Annotated in this window: 18 protein-coding genes; 13 read left to right on the top strand and 5 right to left on the bottom strand. The window is 63.9% G+C overall.

Features of this window, described 5'->3' with window-relative positions:
- Window positions 1-136 precede the first annotated feature (136 nt).
- Entirely contained in the window at window positions 137-787 is a 651-nt protein-coding gene (yihA, locus tag ACF8C6_RS17280; protein WP_392500407.1) for a ribosome biogenesis GTP-binding protein YihA/YsxC, read from the bottom strand.
- A 209-nt stretch (window positions 788-996) separates the two neighbouring features.
- Between yihA and ACF8C6_RS17275 the strand changes: the two genes are divergently transcribed.
- The 5 genes from ACF8C6_RS17275 to ACF8C6_RS17255 all read left to right on the top strand — a co-directional run bounded on the left by ACF8C6_RS17275 (window position 997) and on the right by ACF8C6_RS17255 (window position 5460).
- Window positions 997-1281: a c-type cytochrome gene (locus tag ACF8C6_RS17275; protein WP_392500610.1), complete on the top strand. Its 285-nt coding sequence runs from the start codon at window positions 997-999 to the stop codon at window positions 1279-1281.
- 45 nt (window positions 1282-1326) lie between these two features.
- Window positions 1327-1944, top strand: a complete 618-nt coding sequence (locus ACF8C6_RS17270) for a c-type cytochrome (RefSeq protein ID WP_392500406.1) — start codon at window positions 1327-1329, stop codon at window positions 1942-1944.
- A 140-nt stretch (window positions 1945-2084) separates the two neighbouring features.
- Complete coding sequence (locus tag ACF8C6_RS17265; protein WP_392500405.1) at window positions 2085-2714, top strand: thiol:disulfide interchange protein DsbA/DsbL; 630 nt, start codon at window positions 2085-2087, stop codon at window positions 2712-2714.
- A 10-nt stretch (window positions 2715-2724) separates the two neighbouring features.
- A complete protein-coding gene (locus tag ACF8C6_RS17260) occupies window positions 2725-3570 on the top strand; it encodes an endonuclease/exonuclease/phosphatase family protein (protein ID WP_392500404.1) in 846 nt (281 codons plus the stop codon).
- A 24-nt stretch (window positions 3571-3594) separates the two neighbouring features.
- On the top strand, window positions 3595-5460 hold the full coding sequence (locus ACF8C6_RS17255) for a diguanylate cyclase (protein ID WP_392500403.1): 1866 nt from the start codon (window positions 3595-3597) through the stop codon (window positions 5458-5460).
- A 6-nt stretch (window positions 5461-5466) separates the two neighbouring features.
- On the opposite strand, the gene ACF8C6_RS17250 is transcribed toward ACF8C6_RS17255, so the two are convergent.
- On the bottom strand, window positions 5467-6909 hold the full coding sequence (locus tag ACF8C6_RS17250) for a DASH family cryptochrome (protein ID WP_392500402.1): 1443 nt from the start codon (window positions 6907-6909) through the stop codon (window positions 5467-5469).
- Window positions 6910-7085: 176 nt separating this feature from the next.
- Between ACF8C6_RS17250 and ACF8C6_RS17245 the strand changes: the two genes are divergently transcribed.
- Both ACF8C6_RS17245 and ACF8C6_RS17240 read left to right on the top strand, forming a co-directional pair.
- Window positions 7086-7679: a MarC family protein gene (locus ACF8C6_RS17245; protein ID WP_277687941.1), complete on the top strand. Its 594-nt coding sequence runs from the start codon at window positions 7086-7088 to the stop codon at window positions 7677-7679.
- Window positions 7680-7695: 16 nt separating this feature from the next.
- Complete coding sequence (locus ACF8C6_RS17240) at window positions 7696-8475, top strand: N-acetylmuramoyl-L-alanine amidase (RefSeq protein ID WP_392500401.1); 780 nt, start codon at window positions 7696-7698, stop codon at window positions 8473-8475.
- 138 nt (window positions 8476-8613) lie between these two features.
- On the opposite strand, the gene ACF8C6_RS17235 is transcribed toward ACF8C6_RS17240, so the two are convergent.
- From ACF8C6_RS17235 to ACF8C6_RS17225, 3 genes are all read right to left on the bottom strand, one after another.
- A complete protein-coding gene (locus tag ACF8C6_RS17235) occupies window positions 8614-9021 on the bottom strand; it encodes a DUF1330 domain-containing protein (protein WP_392500400.1) in 408 nt (135 codons plus the stop codon).
- An 84-nt stretch (window positions 9022-9105) separates the two neighbouring features.
- Window positions 9106-9732: a DUF3313 domain-containing protein gene (locus ACF8C6_RS17230; protein WP_392500399.1), complete on the bottom strand. Its 627-nt coding sequence runs from the start codon at window positions 9730-9732 to the stop codon at window positions 9106-9108.
- A gap of 176 nt (window positions 9733-9908) precedes the next feature.
- Entirely contained in the window at window positions 9909-10304 is a 396-nt protein-coding gene (locus ACF8C6_RS17225; RefSeq protein ID WP_392500398.1) for a response regulator, read from the bottom strand.
- A gap of 118 nt (window positions 10305-10422) precedes the next feature.
- On the opposite strand from ACF8C6_RS17225, the gene ACF8C6_RS17220 reads away from it, so the two are divergent.
- The 6 genes from ACF8C6_RS17220 (at window position 10423) to ACF8C6_RS17195 (ending at window position 17176) form a co-directional block, all read left to right on the top strand.
- Complete coding sequence (locus ACF8C6_RS17220; protein ID WP_392500397.1) at window positions 10423-13914, top strand: response regulator; 3492 nt, start codon at window positions 10423-10425, stop codon at window positions 13912-13914.
- Window positions 13915-14724: a protein-glutamate O-methyltransferase CheR gene (locus ACF8C6_RS17215; RefSeq protein ID WP_277687947.1), complete on the top strand. Its 810-nt coding sequence runs from the start codon at window positions 13915-13917 to the stop codon at window positions 14722-14724. It begins immediately after the preceding gene.
- The gene (locus tag ACF8C6_RS17210; protein WP_392500396.1) at window positions 14721-15335 is read left to right on the top strand and encodes a chemotaxis protein CheB; all 615 of its coding nucleotides are present in this window, start codon (window positions 14721-14723) and stop codon (window positions 15333-15335) included. The genes ACF8C6_RS17215 and ACF8C6_RS17210 overlap by 4 nt, the downstream gene beginning before the upstream one ends.
- A complete protein-coding gene (locus ACF8C6_RS17205; RefSeq protein WP_392500395.1) occupies window positions 15329-16516 on the top strand; it encodes an ATP-binding protein in 1188 nt (395 codons plus the stop codon). Before ACF8C6_RS17210 ends, ACF8C6_RS17205 begins: the two co-directional genes overlap by 7 nt.
- A 172-nt stretch (window positions 16517-16688) precedes the next feature.
- Window positions 16689-16988, top strand: a complete 300-nt coding sequence (locus ACF8C6_RS17200; protein ID WP_392500394.1) for a hypothetical protein — start codon at window positions 16689-16691, stop codon at window positions 16986-16988.
- 14 nt (window positions 16989-17002) lie between these two features.
- The gene (locus ACF8C6_RS17195) at window positions 17003-17176 is read left to right on the top strand and encodes a PA3371 family protein (protein WP_392500393.1); all 174 of its coding nucleotides are present in this window, start codon (window positions 17003-17005) and stop codon (window positions 17174-17176) included.
- The last annotated feature ends 158 nt before the right edge of the window (window positions 17177-17334 follow it).

The following is a 17334-nucleotide window of genomic DNA, read 5'->3' as shown; positions in this document are numbered from 1 at the left end:
GCCCTAGCGGTTCAGAATTGAACCCCGGTCTTCTCCCTCCCCATACGAAGCCCGGGGTTTTTTTTGTCTGGCGAAAACCCTCTGGGCTGTCGCCAGCGCCGTCGAAAATGCCTCCTGGCAATTTTCTGCTTGCGACTCAGGCTTCTTCGCCTTCCTCTGCCTCGCCTTCGACCAGGCCCAGCCATTGCGCCAGTACCAACTGAGCTTCTTCCACGCCCATTCGTTTCGGCGCCGAGAAGAGCTGGATGCTGGCCGTTTCGTCGCCCCATTGCTTGCGGATTTCCTGGCGTACCTTGAGCAAGGCGTTCTTCGCCGCTCCGAAGGCCAGTTTGTCGGCCTTGGTCAGCAGGATATGCAGCGGCATGCCGCTGGCCTTGGCCCAGTCCAGCATCATGCAGTCGAACTCGGTCAGCGGATGGCGGATGTCCATCATCAGCACCAGGCCACAGAGGCTTTCGCGGCTGCCCAGGTAGGCCTCCAGGTGTTTTTGCCAATGCTGTTTGAGTGGGATCGGCACCTTGGCGTAGCCGTAGCCGGGCAGGTCGACCAGGCGGCGCTCGTCGTCCAGGCGGAAGAAGTTGAGCAACTGGGTGCGCCCCGGGGTCTTCGAGGTGCGCGCCAGGCTGGCGTGGGTCAGGGTGTTCAGCGCGCTGGACTTGCCGGCGTTGGAGCGGCCGGCGAAAGCCACTTCCAGGCCTTGGTCTTCGGGGCACTGTTCGACCTTGGCGGCGCTAATCATGAAGCTGGCCTGCTGGCACAGCCCGAGGATGGGGTTTTTGATTGACATGGGGAATCCGCTTTGGGACAGGGGCTGGAGGCGTTGCGCGCCAGGTGCGGCAAGGGGCCGCGGCATGCTGTCGCTTCCGTTTCAGCGTCGTCAGTATATAATGCCGCAGATTTTGTGTGCGCTTTGTCCTTCTTCTGGGAACGAGTCACAACCACTGCGCGACCAGACGCAGGCCGTTCCCATCCCTGATGAGGTTGGCTATGAAGAGAATGCTGGTCACCAGCGCAATGCTGCTGTGCTTGTCGAGTGCCGTTCAGGCGGCGCAGGATCCGGAAGCGGTGTATGCCAAGGCCTGTGCGGCCTGTCACGACGGTCAATTGCCGATGGCGCCCAAACGTGGCGACAAGGCAGCCTGGGAGCCCAGGCTGGCCAAAGGTATGGATGCACTGGTACAGAGTGTCACCAACGGTTTGAATGCCATGCCACCTCGTGGCTTGTGCATGGACTGCAGTGCCGAGGACTACCAGGCTGTCATCAAGGTGATGAGCGAGTAGTCCCGTAAAAACTCTTAATACACTTAGCCGTTATTGGATTAGCTGATGAACAAAGTACTCGTGAGCCTGCTGTTGACCCTGGGTGTCTCCGCTGCAGCGCATGCCGCCGGCCCGCTCGTCGGTGATGCCGAGGCCGGTCAGGCCAAGACTGCGGTGTGTGGCGCCTGCCACGGTGCGGATGGCAACAGTGCCGCGCCAAACTTCCCGAAGCTGGCTGGTCAGGGCGAGCGTTACTTGCTCAAGCAGCTGCATGACATCAAGGGCGGCAAGCGTACCGTGCTGGAAATGACCGGTATTCTGGATCCGCTCAGCGATCAGGACATGGCCGACATCGCCGCCTACTACGCCAGCCAGAAGATGAGCGTCGGTGCCGCCGATCCGAAGCTGGTCGCGGCCGGCGAGGCTCTGTTCCGTGGTGGCAAGATCGAGGAAGGCATGCCGGCCTGTACCGGCTGCCACTCTCCTGAAGGTGCCGGTAACGCGCCTGCCGGTTACCCGCACCTGGGTGGTCAGCATGCGCAGTACGTGGCCAAGCAGCTGACCGATTTCCGCGAGGGCAACCGCACCAACGATGGCGACAGCATGATCATGCGCGCCATCGCCGCGAAGCTGAGCAACAAGGATATCCAGGCTGTTTCCAGCTACATTCAGGGCCTGCACTGAGTCTTACTGCGCTGAACTAAAAGGGTGGCCATGGCCACCCTTTTTCTTTGGCGCTGCCGCTACAATGCCGGAACCTGCCAGCGCGGCGTCGGTCGAATCGGCGTCCGCCCTGAGCGGTTCCCAATGCCAAGGAGTTTTGCATGCGTAACCTGATTCTCGGCGCTGCCTTTGCCTCTCTCAGTCTGTTTGGTGCTTTCGCCCAGGCCGAAAGTATTGAGGCCGGCCGCCAATACGAAGAGCTCAGCAACCCGGTGCCGGTGTCGCAGCCAGGCAAGATCGAAGTGGTAGAGCTGTTCTGGTATGGCTGCCCGCATTGCTATCAGTTTGAGCCGACGCTCAATCCGTGGGTCGACAAGTTGCCGGAGGACGTGAACTTCGTGCGTGTTCCCGCCATGTTTGGCGGAGTTTGGGATATTCATGGTCAGCTGTTCATCACGCTCGAATCCATGGGGGTTGAGCAGCAGGTGCATGATGCGGTGTTCAAGGCCATTCATCAGGAAAAGCGCAAGCTGGCGACTCCCGAGGAAATGGCGGAGTTCCTCGCCGGCCAGGGCTTGGACAAGGACAAGTTCCTCAGCACCTACAATTCCTTTGCGGTGAAAGGTCAGGTGGCCAAGGCCAAGAAGCTGGCTGTGGCCTACCAGATCAAGGGTGTGCCGGTGCTCATCGTCAACGGTAAATACCGTTTCGATATCGGTAGCTCGGGTGGCCCTGAACAGGCGCTGGATGTGGCTGATTTCCTGATCGACAAAGAACGCAGCGCCAACTGAGTTCATCGCCATGTTGCGCCGCTGGAGCACCAGGCGTGTCGCCGGCCTGCGTCAAACGCAGGTCAACGGCCACTGCCAGGACTCCGGTGTGCGCCAGGATGCTGGGCTGCTGCGTTTACTCAGCTTCAATATCCAGGTTGGTATCAGCACCGCACGCTATCACCATTACCTGACTCGTAGCTGGCAGCACCTTCTGCCGCACAGGGGGCGCAGCGGTAACCTGCAGCGCATCGGCGCGTTGCTTGGCGACTACGATCTGGTGGCCCTGCAGGAGGTCGATGGCGGCAGCCTGCGCTCCGGCTACGTCAACCAGGTCGAGCATCTTGCCGAGCTCGGTGATTTCCCCTACTGGTACCAGCAGCTCAACCGTAATCTCGGTCGCTTCGCCCAGCACAGCAACGGTGTACTCAGCCGCTTGCGCCCAAGCCATCTGGAAGACCATCCGCTCCCCGGCCCTGCCGGTCGTGGTGCGGTGCTGCTGCGGTTTGGCGAGGGCGCTGACGCTCTGCTGGTGATCAACATGCACCTGGCACTGGGCGCGCGGGTGCGTACCCGGCAGCTGGCCTATGTGCGCGAGCTGATCGAGGGGCACCGCCATGTGGTGCTGATGGGGGATATGAATACCCACGCCGTCGACCTGTTGCAGCATTCGCCACTGCGCGACCTCGGCCTGCTCGCCCCGCAGGTTGAGGCGACTTTTCCCAGCTGGCGCCCGCAGCGCTGTCTGGATCATATTCTGCTCAGCCCCGAGCTGGCCCTGGAGCGGGTCGAGGTGCTCAGTCAGCCGATCTCCGATCATCTGCCGGTCGCGGTGGACATTCGTCTGCCGAGTGCTCTGACTCTGCCTATGCTGTAGTGGCTTTGCCACTGGATCGCCACCATGACCGATGAAGCCCAGCGCTGGAAAGCCAAATACCTCAAGAGCCTGGAACAGCAGGAGCAACAGGAGAAGCTGTGGAACCAGCGTCTCGACCTGTTGCGCCGCGGCCTGGTGCGCAGCTCACTGGCGGCCGAAGGCAGCGACAAGGCAGTGGATCAGTGCATGCAGGAGCTGCGCGAGCTGATTCGCGGAGACAAGATGGATGCCGGTCTGGCTGCCCTGATCCCACGCCTGGAGCGTGCCGTGCTGGACTCGGAAACACGTCGCCAGCAACGCGTGGAGCAGAGCGTTGCCGGGTTTACCAGCCTGACCCAGCAACTGCTGGCCATGGAGCCACCACGCGAAGTGCGTCGGGCACTCAAGCAGTTCGCCAAGCGTATCGACGAGCGCGCCAGCCAGTCCCGTGAAGTGCCGGCGTTGCTGGCCGAACTCGGCAGTCTGCAGGAGAAGACCCTGGCGGTGCTCGCTGGTGAAGTGGTGGCGCAACCAGGCCTGTTGCAGCGTCTGTTCGGCAGCCGCGAGCGGACAGAGGAACACCAGGAAAGCCAGCCCGTTCAGCATCAGGCCCCGGCTGTGGCTGTTGTGGATCAGGCTGAGGACGCGTCTGCTCCAGAGACTCCGACTGCCTCGACCACGCAGGAGCCGGCCAGCGAGTCTCTGATCCGCGCAACCACGGCGGCTGCGCAGGCGTCCTTCGTGCAGGTCGCCGCCGTGGCGCCGCTGGCCAAGGCGCCGACACTGGACAGCCTGCCACTGGATGCGCGCATGCTGACCGGCGAGGGCGACCCTGACTTTGCCCTGCCGGACCGGCCAGAGCCCGGCTACAGTGCGGTGGCGCCGCATGTGGCCGAGAGTCTGACGCGGCTGCTCGACGAGCTTGATCTGCCGGCACATCACCAGCCCCAGGGCGATGCCCTGCGTGAGCGGCTGAACGGTGGTCTCAATTGGTATGAGCTGGTGCCCGTGCTGGATGATCTAGCGGTCTTGGTGCTGGCGGTGACCGACAGCGGTCAGCGCGAGTTCGCCGGTTATCTCAAGCTGCTCAATGAGCGCCTGGCGGCATTTATCCACACCCTGAGCGAGGCCCACGAGGGTTATAGCGAGTCGGTGGAAAGTGCCCGCAGCTTCAACCAGGAGCTGCGTGAACAGGTCAGCGACCTGCAGGCCAGCGTACAGGATGCGGTCGATCTGCCCAGTCTCAAGCAGGCGCTCGAGCGGCGTCTGGAAGGTCTGCTCAGCACGGTCACTGAGCACCAGCGCGCCCGAGAGGGTCGTGAGGAGGAAGTGGCCAAACGGTTGCAGGCCCTGGCACAGCGTGTGACCGAGATGGAGCAGGAGGCCCAAGGCTTTCGTGAGCATCTGGAAGAACAAAGGCAGAAAGCCCTTACCGACCCGCTGACCGGTCTGCCCAACCGCGCGGGCTGGAGTGAGCGGCTGGAGCTGGAGCTGGCGCGCTGGCGTCGCTATGGCGGTGATCTGTTGTTGGCGGTGCTGGATATCGACCACTTCAAGCGGATCAACGATGACTATGGTCACCTCGCCGGAGACAAAGTGCTGAAGATCATCGCCGGCGAGCTGAACAAACGGCTGCGCAAGACCGACTTCCTCGCGCGCTATGGTGGCGAGGAGTTCGTCCTGCTGGTGCCGAGCACGCCGCTGGAAGGCGGAGAGCAGCTGCTGGAGACGCTGCGCACAGCCATCGAGGCCTGCCCCTTCCATTTTCGCGGCGAGCCCATGTCCATCACCCTGTCTGCCGGGCTGACTGCCTTTGCCTCCGGCGAGTCCAGCGAGGCGGCTTTCGCCAGGGCTGACCAGGCGCTTTATCGCGCCAAGCGCGAAGGACGCAACCGCATCGTGTTGGGCTAAGCGGCCTCAGGCGGCGCTGGGCAGATAGGGTTTCCAGTGCTCCGGTACCTGCTCCAGGCGCGGGTAGCCCATGGCATCGAGTTGCAGGTGCGACAGCAGGAAAGGCGTGTGCCGCAGGTGCGCGGGTACACCCTGCAGCTCAGGTAGCCAGAGGCTGACGTAAGCACCATCCGGGTCGTATTGGCGGGCCTGGCGCAGGGCATTGAACAGCTCGCGGCCGCGCGGGGCGCTGGCAACGCCGGCGAGGTAGGCCCAGTTCCCCCAGTTACTCGCCGGGTCATAGTCCAGCAGGTGCTCTTCGAACCAGGCGGCGCCATGCCGCCAGTCCTGCTGCAGGTCGCCAACCAGGTAGCTGGCGACCACCTGGCGGCCGCGGTTGGAGATGAAGCCGGTGGTGGCCAGCTCACGCATGTTGGCATCCACCAGCGGCATGCCGGTGCGGCCCTGGCACCAGCGCTCGAAACGCGCATCAAGTTGGTCTGGCGTCCGTGCCGTGGCTTTGAGAGCGTCGCGGCGAAACAGCGCGGCGCCGTGGCGTAGCAGCGTCCAGCGGAAGAAGTCACGCCATAGCAGCTGCCGCCACAGGCTGCGGGTCGAGCCATTGCTGCCGTACTGGGCCTCGTGACGGCGCAGTTCGGCCATCACCCGGCGTGGCGACAGGCTGCCATTGGCCAGCCAGGGTGAGAATTTGGACGAATATTCGCTGCCGATCAGGTCGTTACGTGTGTCCTGATAATGGCGCACATTCTGGGTCTGCCACAGGTAATCGCGCAGGCGCGCCTGCCCGGCCGGTTCGCCGCCGGAGAACGGGAAGGCACTGCCGGCCATGCTTAGCGGCTCGCCCAGGCCGAGTTGGGAGAGGCTGGGCAGGGCGGCGAAATAGGCGTTGGCATTGTCCGGCAGGGCCGCCAGGCGTGCGGGTGCCGGGCGCGGCTGGAAGATCGGCAGGCGCTGCTCGACCAGTGCGCAGAACTGGCTGAACACGCTGGGCAGCTTGTCGGGTGCGCAGGGCAGCTCGCTGGCCTGGAGCAGGTGGTTGGCCGGCAGTGCGCGCAATTTGTCGGCCCCCAGCGTGGCGCGCAGGCTGGCGAGCTGGGCACGCTCCTCGGGGGCGATTTCATCCAGAGTTAGCACTTCGTCCAGATCGAGCTGTTCGACCAGGCGTGGAATCAGCTGTTCGGCGCGACCCTGCAGTACCAGTAGGCCGGAGCCGCGTTGGCGCAATTCGCCGTCGAGGGCTGCCAGGCTTTCCATCAAAAAGCGCGCGCGGTGCACGCCCAGGCGACTGCTGCCCAGCGGGCCCGGTTGCAGTTGTGCCGGGTCGAAGACATAGAGCGGCACGATACGGTCAGCATCCAGGGCGGCCTGTACGGCAGGGTGGTCGTCGAGGCGCAGATCCTGTTTGAACCAGAGCAGCACGCGGCGCATGGCGTCATCCTCGTTGAGCATGTCATCACGATACGCTGCTGTGACCGCAGCGCATGGCCGTTTGTCCCCGGTGGCCGGCCCCGTGTCAGGTAGGGCTGCCCTTGTGTGATCTGTGTCACATGTTTCTTCGGTGTTGCGGCGGACAGACGACAGCGCCGGCGCCGGATAAACTGTGCGCACCTTCCAAGGAGCCCCGCATGGACATCTTCAGCATCGCCGTTCTGGTTTTTCTGGTCACCGACCCGTTCGGCAACATCGCCATCTACCTCGCCGCTCTGAAGAACGTCGCCCCCGAGCGGCGCATGCGCGTGGCGCTGCGCGAGTTGCTGCTGGCGCTGGCGCTGCTGATGATCTTTCTGACCTTCGGCGAGAAGATTCTCAGTGGCCTGGGCCTGTCGCGCGAAGCCACGGCGATTGCCGGCGGCATCATCCTGTTCGTAATTGCCATGCGCCTGATCTTCCCCAAGCCCGAGGGCGTGCTGGGCGACCTGCCGGATGGCGAGCCGCTGCTGGTGCCGCTGGCCACCCCGGCGGTGGCCGGACCCTCGGCTCTGGCCGTGCTGATGACCTTGCGCAGCACCTTCGAAGGGCCGATCTGGGAGCTGTACCTGGCTGTCGGTCTGGCCTGGCTGGCCACCGCCAGTATCCTGTTGCAGGCTTCCTGGCTACAGAAGTTCCTCGGCCCGCGTGGCCTCACCGCCGTGGAGCGGCTGACCGGCATGCTGCTGATCATGCTCAGCGTCGACATGCTGCTGGATAACCTGCAGAGCATCCTGCATATCACCCCTTGAGCCTGTGTACAGATCAATGAGACTTGCCACCCTCACCCTTTGTGCCCTGTTCCTTGCCGGCTGTACCGGCAGCGGTCTGCGCATCGACGACCGCTACCAGGCTCAGGGCCAGAGCAGCCGCGTGCAGTACATCGTGGTGCACTACACCTCTGCCGACCTGCAGCGTTCGCTGCAACTGCTGACCCAGGGCGAGGTCAGTGCCCATTACCTGATCGGCGACTCGCCGGCCACCGTCTACCGCCTGGTGGATGAAAACCGTCGTGCCTGGCACGCCGGCGTCAGCGAGTGGCAGGGGCGTACCTGGCTCAACGCCAGTACCCTCGGCATCGAACTGGTCAACCAGGGCTATTTCGACGGCCCCAGCGGGCGCTACTGGCAGCCCTACAGCGAAGCGCAGATCGAGGCGCTGATCGTGTTGCTCAAGGATCTGGTCAAGCGCCACGATCTGCCGCTCGACAGCATCATCGGCCACAGCGATATCGCCCCGCAGCGCAAGGTCGATCCCGGCCCGCTGTTCCCCTGGAAGCGCCTGGCCGAGGCCGGGCTGATCCGCTGGCCGGAGGCCGCCGCGGTGGCCCGTGAACAGCAGCGCCTGGCCACGGCTCTGCCGGATGCCGCCTGGTTCCAGGCGCAACTGGCGCAGCTCGGCTACCCGACGCCACAGACCGGCGAATGGGACAAGGCCACGCGCCGGGTGCTGGCCGCCTTCCAGATGAAATATCGGCCGGCCCGTTACGACGGCGAGGCGGATGCCGAGAGCGCGGCGATACTCGTGGTGCTCAATAGCGCTTCCTGAGGGCGCGCTGAGCGATACCTGAGGGCGCACTGCTGCTGCCGCGCAGGTGGCGCGGCTTTCGTTCTACAGCGCCCAGGATCCTTTACTCGCCAAGGCGCTTTGTGGCGCGGCAGTTTTGCCCGAGGGTGAGCGGCAATCTCAGGCGGGCGGGGTGGTGCCGATCAGGCGCGAGTCGAACAGGGCTGCGGTGCGATGCACGGTGGCGGCCTGGTACTCGGGGTCGTTGAGCATGCTCAGGAAGGCCTCCGGCGAGGGGTAGCGCACCAGCACCATGTCGTCCCAGGCTTCGCCGGCCGGGGCGATCAGCGCCACCTGTACGGGCGCCAGGATCTCCACCCGGCCACCGACGCCCTGCACCTTGGCGATGGCCGTGCGACTGTAGCGCTTGTAAGCCTCGCGACCGGTGCAGGCAGCGTGTTCGCTGCCGGCCGGATAGCTGGCGGTGGCGTTGTAGCGCAGCAGGTTGAGCATCATGATCGGCTGGCCGGCGGGCATCCGGGCGGCGAACTCGGCGAGTTGTGCGGGGCTGGGATTGAGGCTGGGCATGGCGGTCTCCATGAGGTCAAGCGGCCAGACTGTTGAGCCAGGCCGCGTTGGTCAATCCTCATCCACCAGCCTGATGGCCTGCCATCAGGGCTTGAAGGCGCTGGCGTCCTTTGCCCACACATCCAGCGCGGGTTTCAGGTCGGCCAGGCTCAGCTGGCTGTCGCGGTTTTCCAGGTCGAGGCCGTGGCCTTTGCGCACCACGCGTATCATCGGCTGGCTGGTGCGCCCATCCAGCGCTTCCAGTTCGACGTAGATATCGGTGTTGCGGTCGCGCGTGCCGACGGCGGTGCTGGTGGCCGCGATGACCAGGGCGATGGGAATGACTTCATAGGGCTTGAGGCCTTCGGTCTCCGCCGTTACTGCAGTAATGGCGCTGCGCAGTACCAGGGTATCCGTGTTGGGCGTTTCGACCACGGTCATGCGCTGGGCCAGTTCGCGCTTCATGGCGCTGTGCAGATAGGTAGCGACCTGGTTCAGGGCTTCCTGGCTGACCTGCTCGCTCGGTGTGGGCGCCGGGTAGAACACCGGCTTTTCGACATACACCGAGTTGTAGCGGTCGCCCTGGTAGTCGGGTGATACCCAGCGCAACACAGGTGCGCCGCTGGCGGAGGTGGTGGGCTGTAATTGCGAGTATTCACCCAGGAAGCCGGAATATTGCTCAGGCTGGGTAATGTCACTGGCACAGCCGGTCAGGGCCAGACCGGCAGACATGGTTAAACCAAACAGGAATGAATGCCGCATACTGAAATTTCCTTTGGTAATAGGAAATCTCATCCTAGTTGGCTTATCGCGATCTGCCACATGTATTTTTTCTGACAGTCGCGCGCCGGATAACAAGTGCTGGAACTGCGCCGCCGCCTTGTTTCAGGCACCTGTGCGGTTGTGGTCTAGGCGTTGGCGAGCAGGCCCAGGCAGTCTGCCAGCTGGTTCAGGTCATAGGGTTTTACGATGCTCTCGGTGCGAGCGTCTGGGTGGCTCTGGCGCGCTTCATCGACGATGGCCTGCTCGTTATAGCCGCTGGCGAACAGCACCGGCAGGGTCGGTCGCAATTCGCGGGTGGCCTGCACCAGCTCCCGGCCACTGAGGCCGGGCAGGCCGACGTCGGTCATCAGCAGGTCGACGGGCTCGCCTTGCTGCAACAGCCGCAAGGCACTCGGCGCATCGCTCATGGCCTGCACGCGATAACCGAACTCTTCCAGTATCTCGACCGTGAGCATGCGGACGATGTCGTCGTCTTCGACCAGCAGAACGCATTTGCGGATAGGGGGCTCGTCGGTGGACATCGTGCTCTCAACGTTGAGGTTATGACAGTAAAGCGCGGCTAAGTTTGGCAAACTTTGATTGCATCATGCGGTCAGTTTGCCACGCGCACCCGCCACATTAGCAGTGAGCCAGTCACGAATGGACGTACAAGAATCGAGCAAGGCTGTAATGGACGAGGACGGTTTCCGTCGGATTCTCAACCGCAACGTCAGCATTCCCCTGGGGTTGGGGCTGATCAGTGCGCTGTTCTTTGCCGTGGTGATTGGTTATCTGCTGAATGTGATCAAGTGGGTCGAGCACTCCGATCAGGCGCTCAACCGCGCCAGCGAGATCTATAAATTGAGCCTGGACATGGAAACCGGCATGCGCGGCTTCCTGCTCAGCGGCAACGAAGACTTTCTGGAGCCCTACGACCTGGCGCGTGGCAAGTTCCGCGCGCTGATCGAGGAGCTGGGCACCCAGGTTGCCGATAACCCGGCCCAGGTGCAGCGCACGCAGCGCATACTGGCACTGCAGGAACAGTGGGACGAGTACGCTCAGCAGGTCATTGCGGCGCGCCGAGCGGGTGAAAACTACCTGGAGGCCGTGGCGCGCGGGCAGGGCAAGAACCTGACTGACGGTATCCGCAGCGAGCTGGATGCCTTTATCTCCAGCGAGCGTGACCTGCGGCAGGAGCGCAACCGCGATGCCAACGACATCGCCACCTGGGGTACGGGCGCCTACCTGCTGGTCAGCATCCTGTTCAGCGGCCTGCTGGCGCTGTTTGGTCGCCGCGAGCTGCTCAACCTGTCGACGCTCTACTCGCAGGCCATGGCCAAGCAGGCCCTCTATGCCGACGAGCAACGCCAGCGTGCCTGGTTGCAGGGGGGGCAGACCCAGCTGGCGGAGTGTCTGCTTGGACAGAACCGGGTGCAGGAACTGGCTGACCGCTCACTGGCGTTTATCGCCGACTACCTCGGCTGCGTGGTGGCCGCGTTGTATCTGCGCCAGTCCCAGAGTGGTGATCTGCAGCGCATTGCCGGGTATGGCTTCAGCGCTGCCGATGAGGCGCGGGGGCGTGAGTTCTACAGCCGTGAGGGCCTGGTAGGTCAGGCGGCCCAGAGTCGTCGTCTGGTGCAGCTGGAGCAATTGCCGGCGGACTACCTCAAGGTTGCCTCCGGGCTGGGCGAAGGGCTGCCGGTCAGTGTGATGCTGGTGCCGCTGCAGGCGGATGATCGTGTCAATGGCGTACTGGAACTGGCCTTCATGCGCCCGCTGCAGGCCCGCGATCGCGAGTTCCTCGAAGCCATTGCCGGCAGCCTCGGCATTTCTCTGGAGACTGCCGTGTACCGCCAGCGTCTGCAGGAAGTGCTGGGCGAGACCCAGCAGCTCAACGAGGAGCTGCAGACCCAGCAGGAAGAGCTGCGCGCCGCCAACGAGGAACTGGAGCAGCAGGCGCGGGTGCTCAAGGAGTCGCAGGCACATCTGGAAACCCAGCAGGCCGAGCTGGAGCAGACCAACGAGAAGCTGGCCGAGCAGGCGCAGACGCTGGCTGACCAACGTGACGAACTGGACCAGCGCAATACGTCCCTCGGGCGCATCCAGGTCCAACTGGAGGAACGTGCGCAAGAGCTGCAGCGCGCCAGCAGCTACAAGTCGGAATTCCTTGCCAACATGAGCCATGAGCTGCGCACGCCGCTCAACAGCTCGCTGATCCTGGCCAAGCTGCTGGCCGAAAACCCGCAGGGCAACCTGGATGCCGAGCAGGTGAAGTTCGCTGAATCGATCTATTCGGCCGGCAACGACCTGCTTAACCTGATCAACGACATTCTCGACATTGCCAAGGTCGAAGCCGGCAAGCTGGAGGTGCGCCCCGAGCGCACGCCGCTGAGCAGCCTGCTCGAAGGCCTGCGTGACGTATTTGTGCCGCTGGCCGGCGAGCGTGGTCTGGAGTTTGTCGTCGAGCAGCCTGCCGGGCTGCCGGAGCAGCTGTTCACGGACCGTCAGCGTCTGGAGCAGATACTGCGCAACCTGCTGTCCAACGCCTTCAAGTTTACCGAGCGCGGCAGCGTCAGCCTCAGCGTCGCGCGCCACGACGAGCAGACCCTGGCCTTCACGGTTCGCGATACCGGCATTGGTATCGCCGAGGATCAGCAGGCCGTGATCTTCGAGGCGTTCCGTCAGGCCGACGGCACCAGCAATCGCCGCTACGGCGGTACTGGCCTTGGCCTGTCCATTTCCCGTGACCTGGCCGGGCTGCTCGGCGGTAGCCTCTCGGTGAGCAGCCAGCAGGGCCAGGGCAGCGTTTTCACATTGCTGTTGCCTGAACAGTTCACCGAGGCGCCGACTGCCCGGCCGCTGCCCGTTGCCGCTGCGGCACCCTTGCCGGCAGCGGCGCCGGCTGTACCCGCGCCACGTCCGCTGGCGGCCTTTGCCGATGACCGCGAGCAGCTCGGTGAGCGGGGTGGCCGTTGCGTGCTGGTCGTCGAGGACGAATCGCGTTTCGCCCGCATCCTGTTCGACCTGGCTCACGAGCTGGGCTACGCCTGCCTGGTCGCCGCCAGCGCCGACGAGGGGCTGGAGCTGGCCCGGCAGTTCCGTCCCGACGCCATCCTGCTCGATATGCGCCTGCCGGACGGTTCCGGGCTGGGTGTGTTGCAGCGCCTGAAGGATGAGGCCGTGACCCGGCATATCCCGGTGCATGTGGTGTCCGTGGACGATCACAGCGAAGCGGCCCTGCACCTGGGCGCGGTGGGTTATGCCCTCAAGCCGACCAGTCGCGAGCAGCTCAAGGAGGTATTCGGCAGGCTTGAAGCCAAGCTCAACCAGCAGGTCAAGCGCGTGCTGCTGGTCGAGGATGACCCGCTGCAGCGCGACAGCATCGCCCGTCTGATCGGCGACGACGATGTCGAGATCACCGCCGTCGAGCTGGCCAGCGATGCGCTGGAGAAGCTGCGCACCACCGTGTTCGACTGCATGATCATCGACCTCAAGCTGCCCGACATGCAGGGCAATGAGCTGTTGCGGCGCATGGCCAGGGAGGACATCTGCTCCTTCCCGCCGGTGATCGTCTACACCGGGCGCAACCTGAGTCGCGACGAGGAAGCCGAGCTGCTCAAGTACTCGCGCTCGATCATCATCAAGGGTGCACGCTCGCCGGAGCGCCTGCTCGACGAGGTCACCCTGTTCCTGCACAAGGTCGAGGCGGAGCTGTCCGGCGAGCGTCAGCGCATGCTCAAGACCGCGCGCAGCCGCGACAAGCTGTTCGAGGGGCGCCGCCTGCTGCTGGTGGACGATGACGTGCGCAATATCTTCGCCCTGTCCAGCGCCCTGGAGCAGAAGGGCGCTGTGGTCGAGGTCGCGCGCAACGGTATCGAGGCGCTGGCCAAGCTGCGCGAGGTGGACGACATCGACCTGGTGTTGATGGATGTGATGATGCCGGAGATGGACGGCTACGAGGCGACGCGGCTGATCCGCCAGGAGGCGCGCTGGCAGAACCTGCCGATCATTGCGGTGACCGCCAAGGCGATGAAGGACGATCAGGAGCGCTGCCTGCGGGCGGGCGCCAACGACTACCTGGCCAAGCCCATCGAACTGGATCGGCTGTTCTCGCTGATCCGCGTGTGGATGCCCAAGCTGGAGCGTCTGTGAATGCCTGACCAGATCGAGCTGCGCCTGCTGATCGAGGCCATCTACCTGCGCTACAACTACGACTTCCGCAATTACTCCGGCGCTTCGCTCAAGCGCCGGGTGCGCCAGGCCCAGCAGCAGCTCGATTGCGCGACCATCTCCGCGCTGCAGGAGCGCATCCTGCACGACCCGCAGGCGTTCATGCAGCTGCTGCAGTTCCTCACCATTCCGGTCAGCGAAATGTTTCGTGACCCCGGCTACTTCCTCGCCCTGCGCGAGCAGGTGGTGCCGCTGCTGCACACCTACCCGTCGCTGAAGATCTGGGTGGCCGGTTGCAGCACCGGCGAGGAGGTCTACTCGCTGGCCATCCTGCTGCATGAGGAGGGCTTGCTGGAACGCAGCATGATCTACGCCACCGACATCAACCCGCACTCGCTGGAGAAGGCCGAGCAGGGCATCTTCGCGCTCAGCAACCTGCGTACCTACACCGAGAACTACCAGAAGTCCGGTGGCCAGCGGGCCTTCTCCGACTACTACTCGGCGGCCTACGACCGCGTGCTGTTTGACAAGATGCTGCGGCGCAACGTGGTTTTTGCCGACCATAGCCTGGCCACCGACAGCGTGTTCGCCGAAACCCAGCTGGTGTCCTGTCGCAATGTGCTGATCTATTTCAATCGCGAGCTGCAGGATCGCGCGCTCGGCCTGTTCCACGACTCCCTCTGCCACCGCGGCTTTCTCGGTCTGGGCAGCAAGGAGAGCCTGGATTTCTCCGCCTATGCCCAGCAGTTCGAGCCGCTGGTGCGCCAGGAACGGATTTTTCGCAAACGATGAACGGGTCACGGCGAATCATCGTGCGCGGGCAGGCACGCCCGGCCCCCGAAGCGCTGCTGATCGGGGCATCGGCGGGCGGGGTGGAGGCCCTGTTGCGTTTGCTGGTGGACCTGCCCGGTGACTATGGCTTGCCCATCGTGTGCCTGCTGCATGTGCCGGACAGCCGTGACAGCCTGTTGGCCGAGCTGCTGGCCCGGCGCCTGGCCCTGCCGGCCAAGGAGGCCGAGGACAAGGAGCGGCTGCGAGCCGGCGTGGTCTATGTCGCGCCCGCCGGCTATCACCTGTCGATCGAGCGTGACCACAGCTTTTCCCTGAGCCGGGAAGAGCCGCGGCATTTTTCCCGGCCCTCCATCGATATCCTCTTCGAGTCTGCCGCCGACGCCTATGGCGCAGGTCTGGCGGCTGCCCTGCTCACGGGGGCCAACGAAGACGGCGCCACGGGTCTGCTGGCCGTGCAGCGCGCCGGTGGCCTGACCCTGGTGCAGAGTCCCGCCGAGGCGCAGGTGCCTACCATGCCCGAGGCGGCCCTGGCGCTGCTGCAACCGGATTTTCTCCTGCCCCTGGCTGCCATGCACAGTCTGCTGGCCGAACTGGATGCCCCATCATGCTAAGGAAGATTGAAGCCAAGCTGCTGATCGTCGACGACCGGCCGGAGAACCTGCTGGCCCTGGAGAAGCTGATTCAGGATCAGGAACGCACCGTGTACCAGGCCCGTAGTGGCGATGAGGCGTTGTCGCTGTTGCTCGAACACGAGTTCGCCCTGGCCATTCTGGATGTGCAGATGCCGGGCATGAACGGCTTCGAGCTGGCCGAGCTGATGCGCGGCACGGAAAAGACCAAGCAGATCCCGATCATCTTCGTCAGCGCTGCTGGGCGCGAGCTCAACTACGCCTTCAAGGGCTACGAGAGCGGTGCGGTGGACTTCCTGCACAAGCCACTGTCGCCCCACGAAGTGCGCAGCAAGGTGTCGGTATTCGTCGAGCTGTATCGCCAGCGCAAGGCGCTCAACCGCCAGCTCGATGCGCTGGAGGCGGCGCGCCGTGAACAGGAAGCACTGCTCGACGAGCTGCGTGAAACCCAGGCCGAACTACAGCGAGCGGTACAGATGCGTGACGTGTTCATGTCCGTGGTCTCCCACGAGCTGCGCACGCCGCTCAATGGCCTGACCCTGGAAGTGCAGCTGCGCAAGTTGCGTCTGCAGCAGAACAACAGCGATGCCTTCAGCCCGGACAAGCTGCGCGAGATGACCGAGCGCGACGAGCGGCAGATCCGCAACATGACGCGGCTGATCGACGACATGCTGGATGTCTCGCGTATCCGCACCGGCAAGCTGTCGATCCGTCCCCAGCCCAGCGACCTGGGCGTGCTGGCCGGGCGCGTGGTGGAGAACCTGAGCCCTCAGTTCGCCCATGCCGACAGCCGGGTGGCGCTGAGTGTCGAGGGGCCGGCGCCGGTGCTGATGGACGAGTTTCGCATCGAGCAGGTACTGGCCAACCTGCTGACCAATGCCCTGCGCTATGGCGCGGGCAAGCCGGTGGAGGTCAGCGTTTACTGCCAGGCGCAGGAGGCGCGTGTCGACGTGCGCGATCAGGGGATGGGCATTTCTGCGGCGGATCAGCGGCGCGTGTTCGAGCAGTTCGAGCGGGTCGCTGACAACGGCGCACCCCAGGGGTTGGGGTTGGGCCTGTTCATCAGCGAGCAGATCGTCCAGGCCCACGGCGGGCGCATCGAGCTGAGCAGCCAGCTGGGCGAGGGCTCGTGTTTCAGCGTGATTCTGCCGTGCGATTGCTGATCGTGCATTTTGCAATCATGAAAAATGCACGGTCTTGCAAAATGCATGACCGTTGTCGTGCTTGATGGTTATAAGTTGTTGATTTATATGGATTAAATTGCCTGTTTCAGGTTGGCATGCTCGCTGCAAAAGTCAGGTTGTAAGCCCGACTGACTGCTGATGGAGAAGCGCCATGTACACCGCCCGCCTGAGCCTGTTTTGTGCTGCTGCATTGCTGGTCAGCGGTGCTTACGCCAATGACATTGCCGATACGGCCAAGGTTGGCGGCATGACCGCCGAGCTCACCGTACCCACCCACCCGACGGTCGAGGCGCGCAACTCCATTGCCGTGCAGCCCTTTGCCGAACTGCGTCGCCAGGCTGCCCGTGCCGCACGTCAGGATGGTCGCTGGCAGCGTATCGCCGATGAAGACACCGACACGGCCGTGCGCCAGCCGCAGTCCATCGACCACACACCGCGTTGGGTGTTCTGAGCCAGGAGCCTGCCATGTCCACCAGTGCCGTTTGCATGCTGATTACTACCCTGCTTAGCCTGGCCGTGCTGTGGCTGTATCCGCCATTGGCACCGTTGATCAAATGGGTGGCGGGTATTGCCGCTGTGGCCTTTGTCCTGGCTCTGGCAGCGGGGCGCCGCTACAAGTTCGACCCGATTTTGCGCTGAGCGCAGATCACGTCAAAGCCGCCTGCGGGCGGCTTTTTGCGTTGTGTGTTCGGAGTGTTGAGGCAAGGATGGGGCGCGGGCTACAGGGATAGCAGGTAGGTTGGGTTGAGCGAAGCCCAACTTGTCGCACCGTTGGGCTTCGGCGCTAGCACCTCAAC

The sequence above is a fragment of the Pseudomonas sp. zbq_18 genome (assembly GCF_043102245.1).
Taxonomy (GTDB): Bacteria; Pseudomonadota; Gammaproteobacteria; order Pseudomonadales; family Pseudomonadaceae; genus Aquipseudomonas.
Note: the sequence above shows the minus strand (reverse complement) of the source record. Positions and strands in the feature narration are given on the sequence as shown.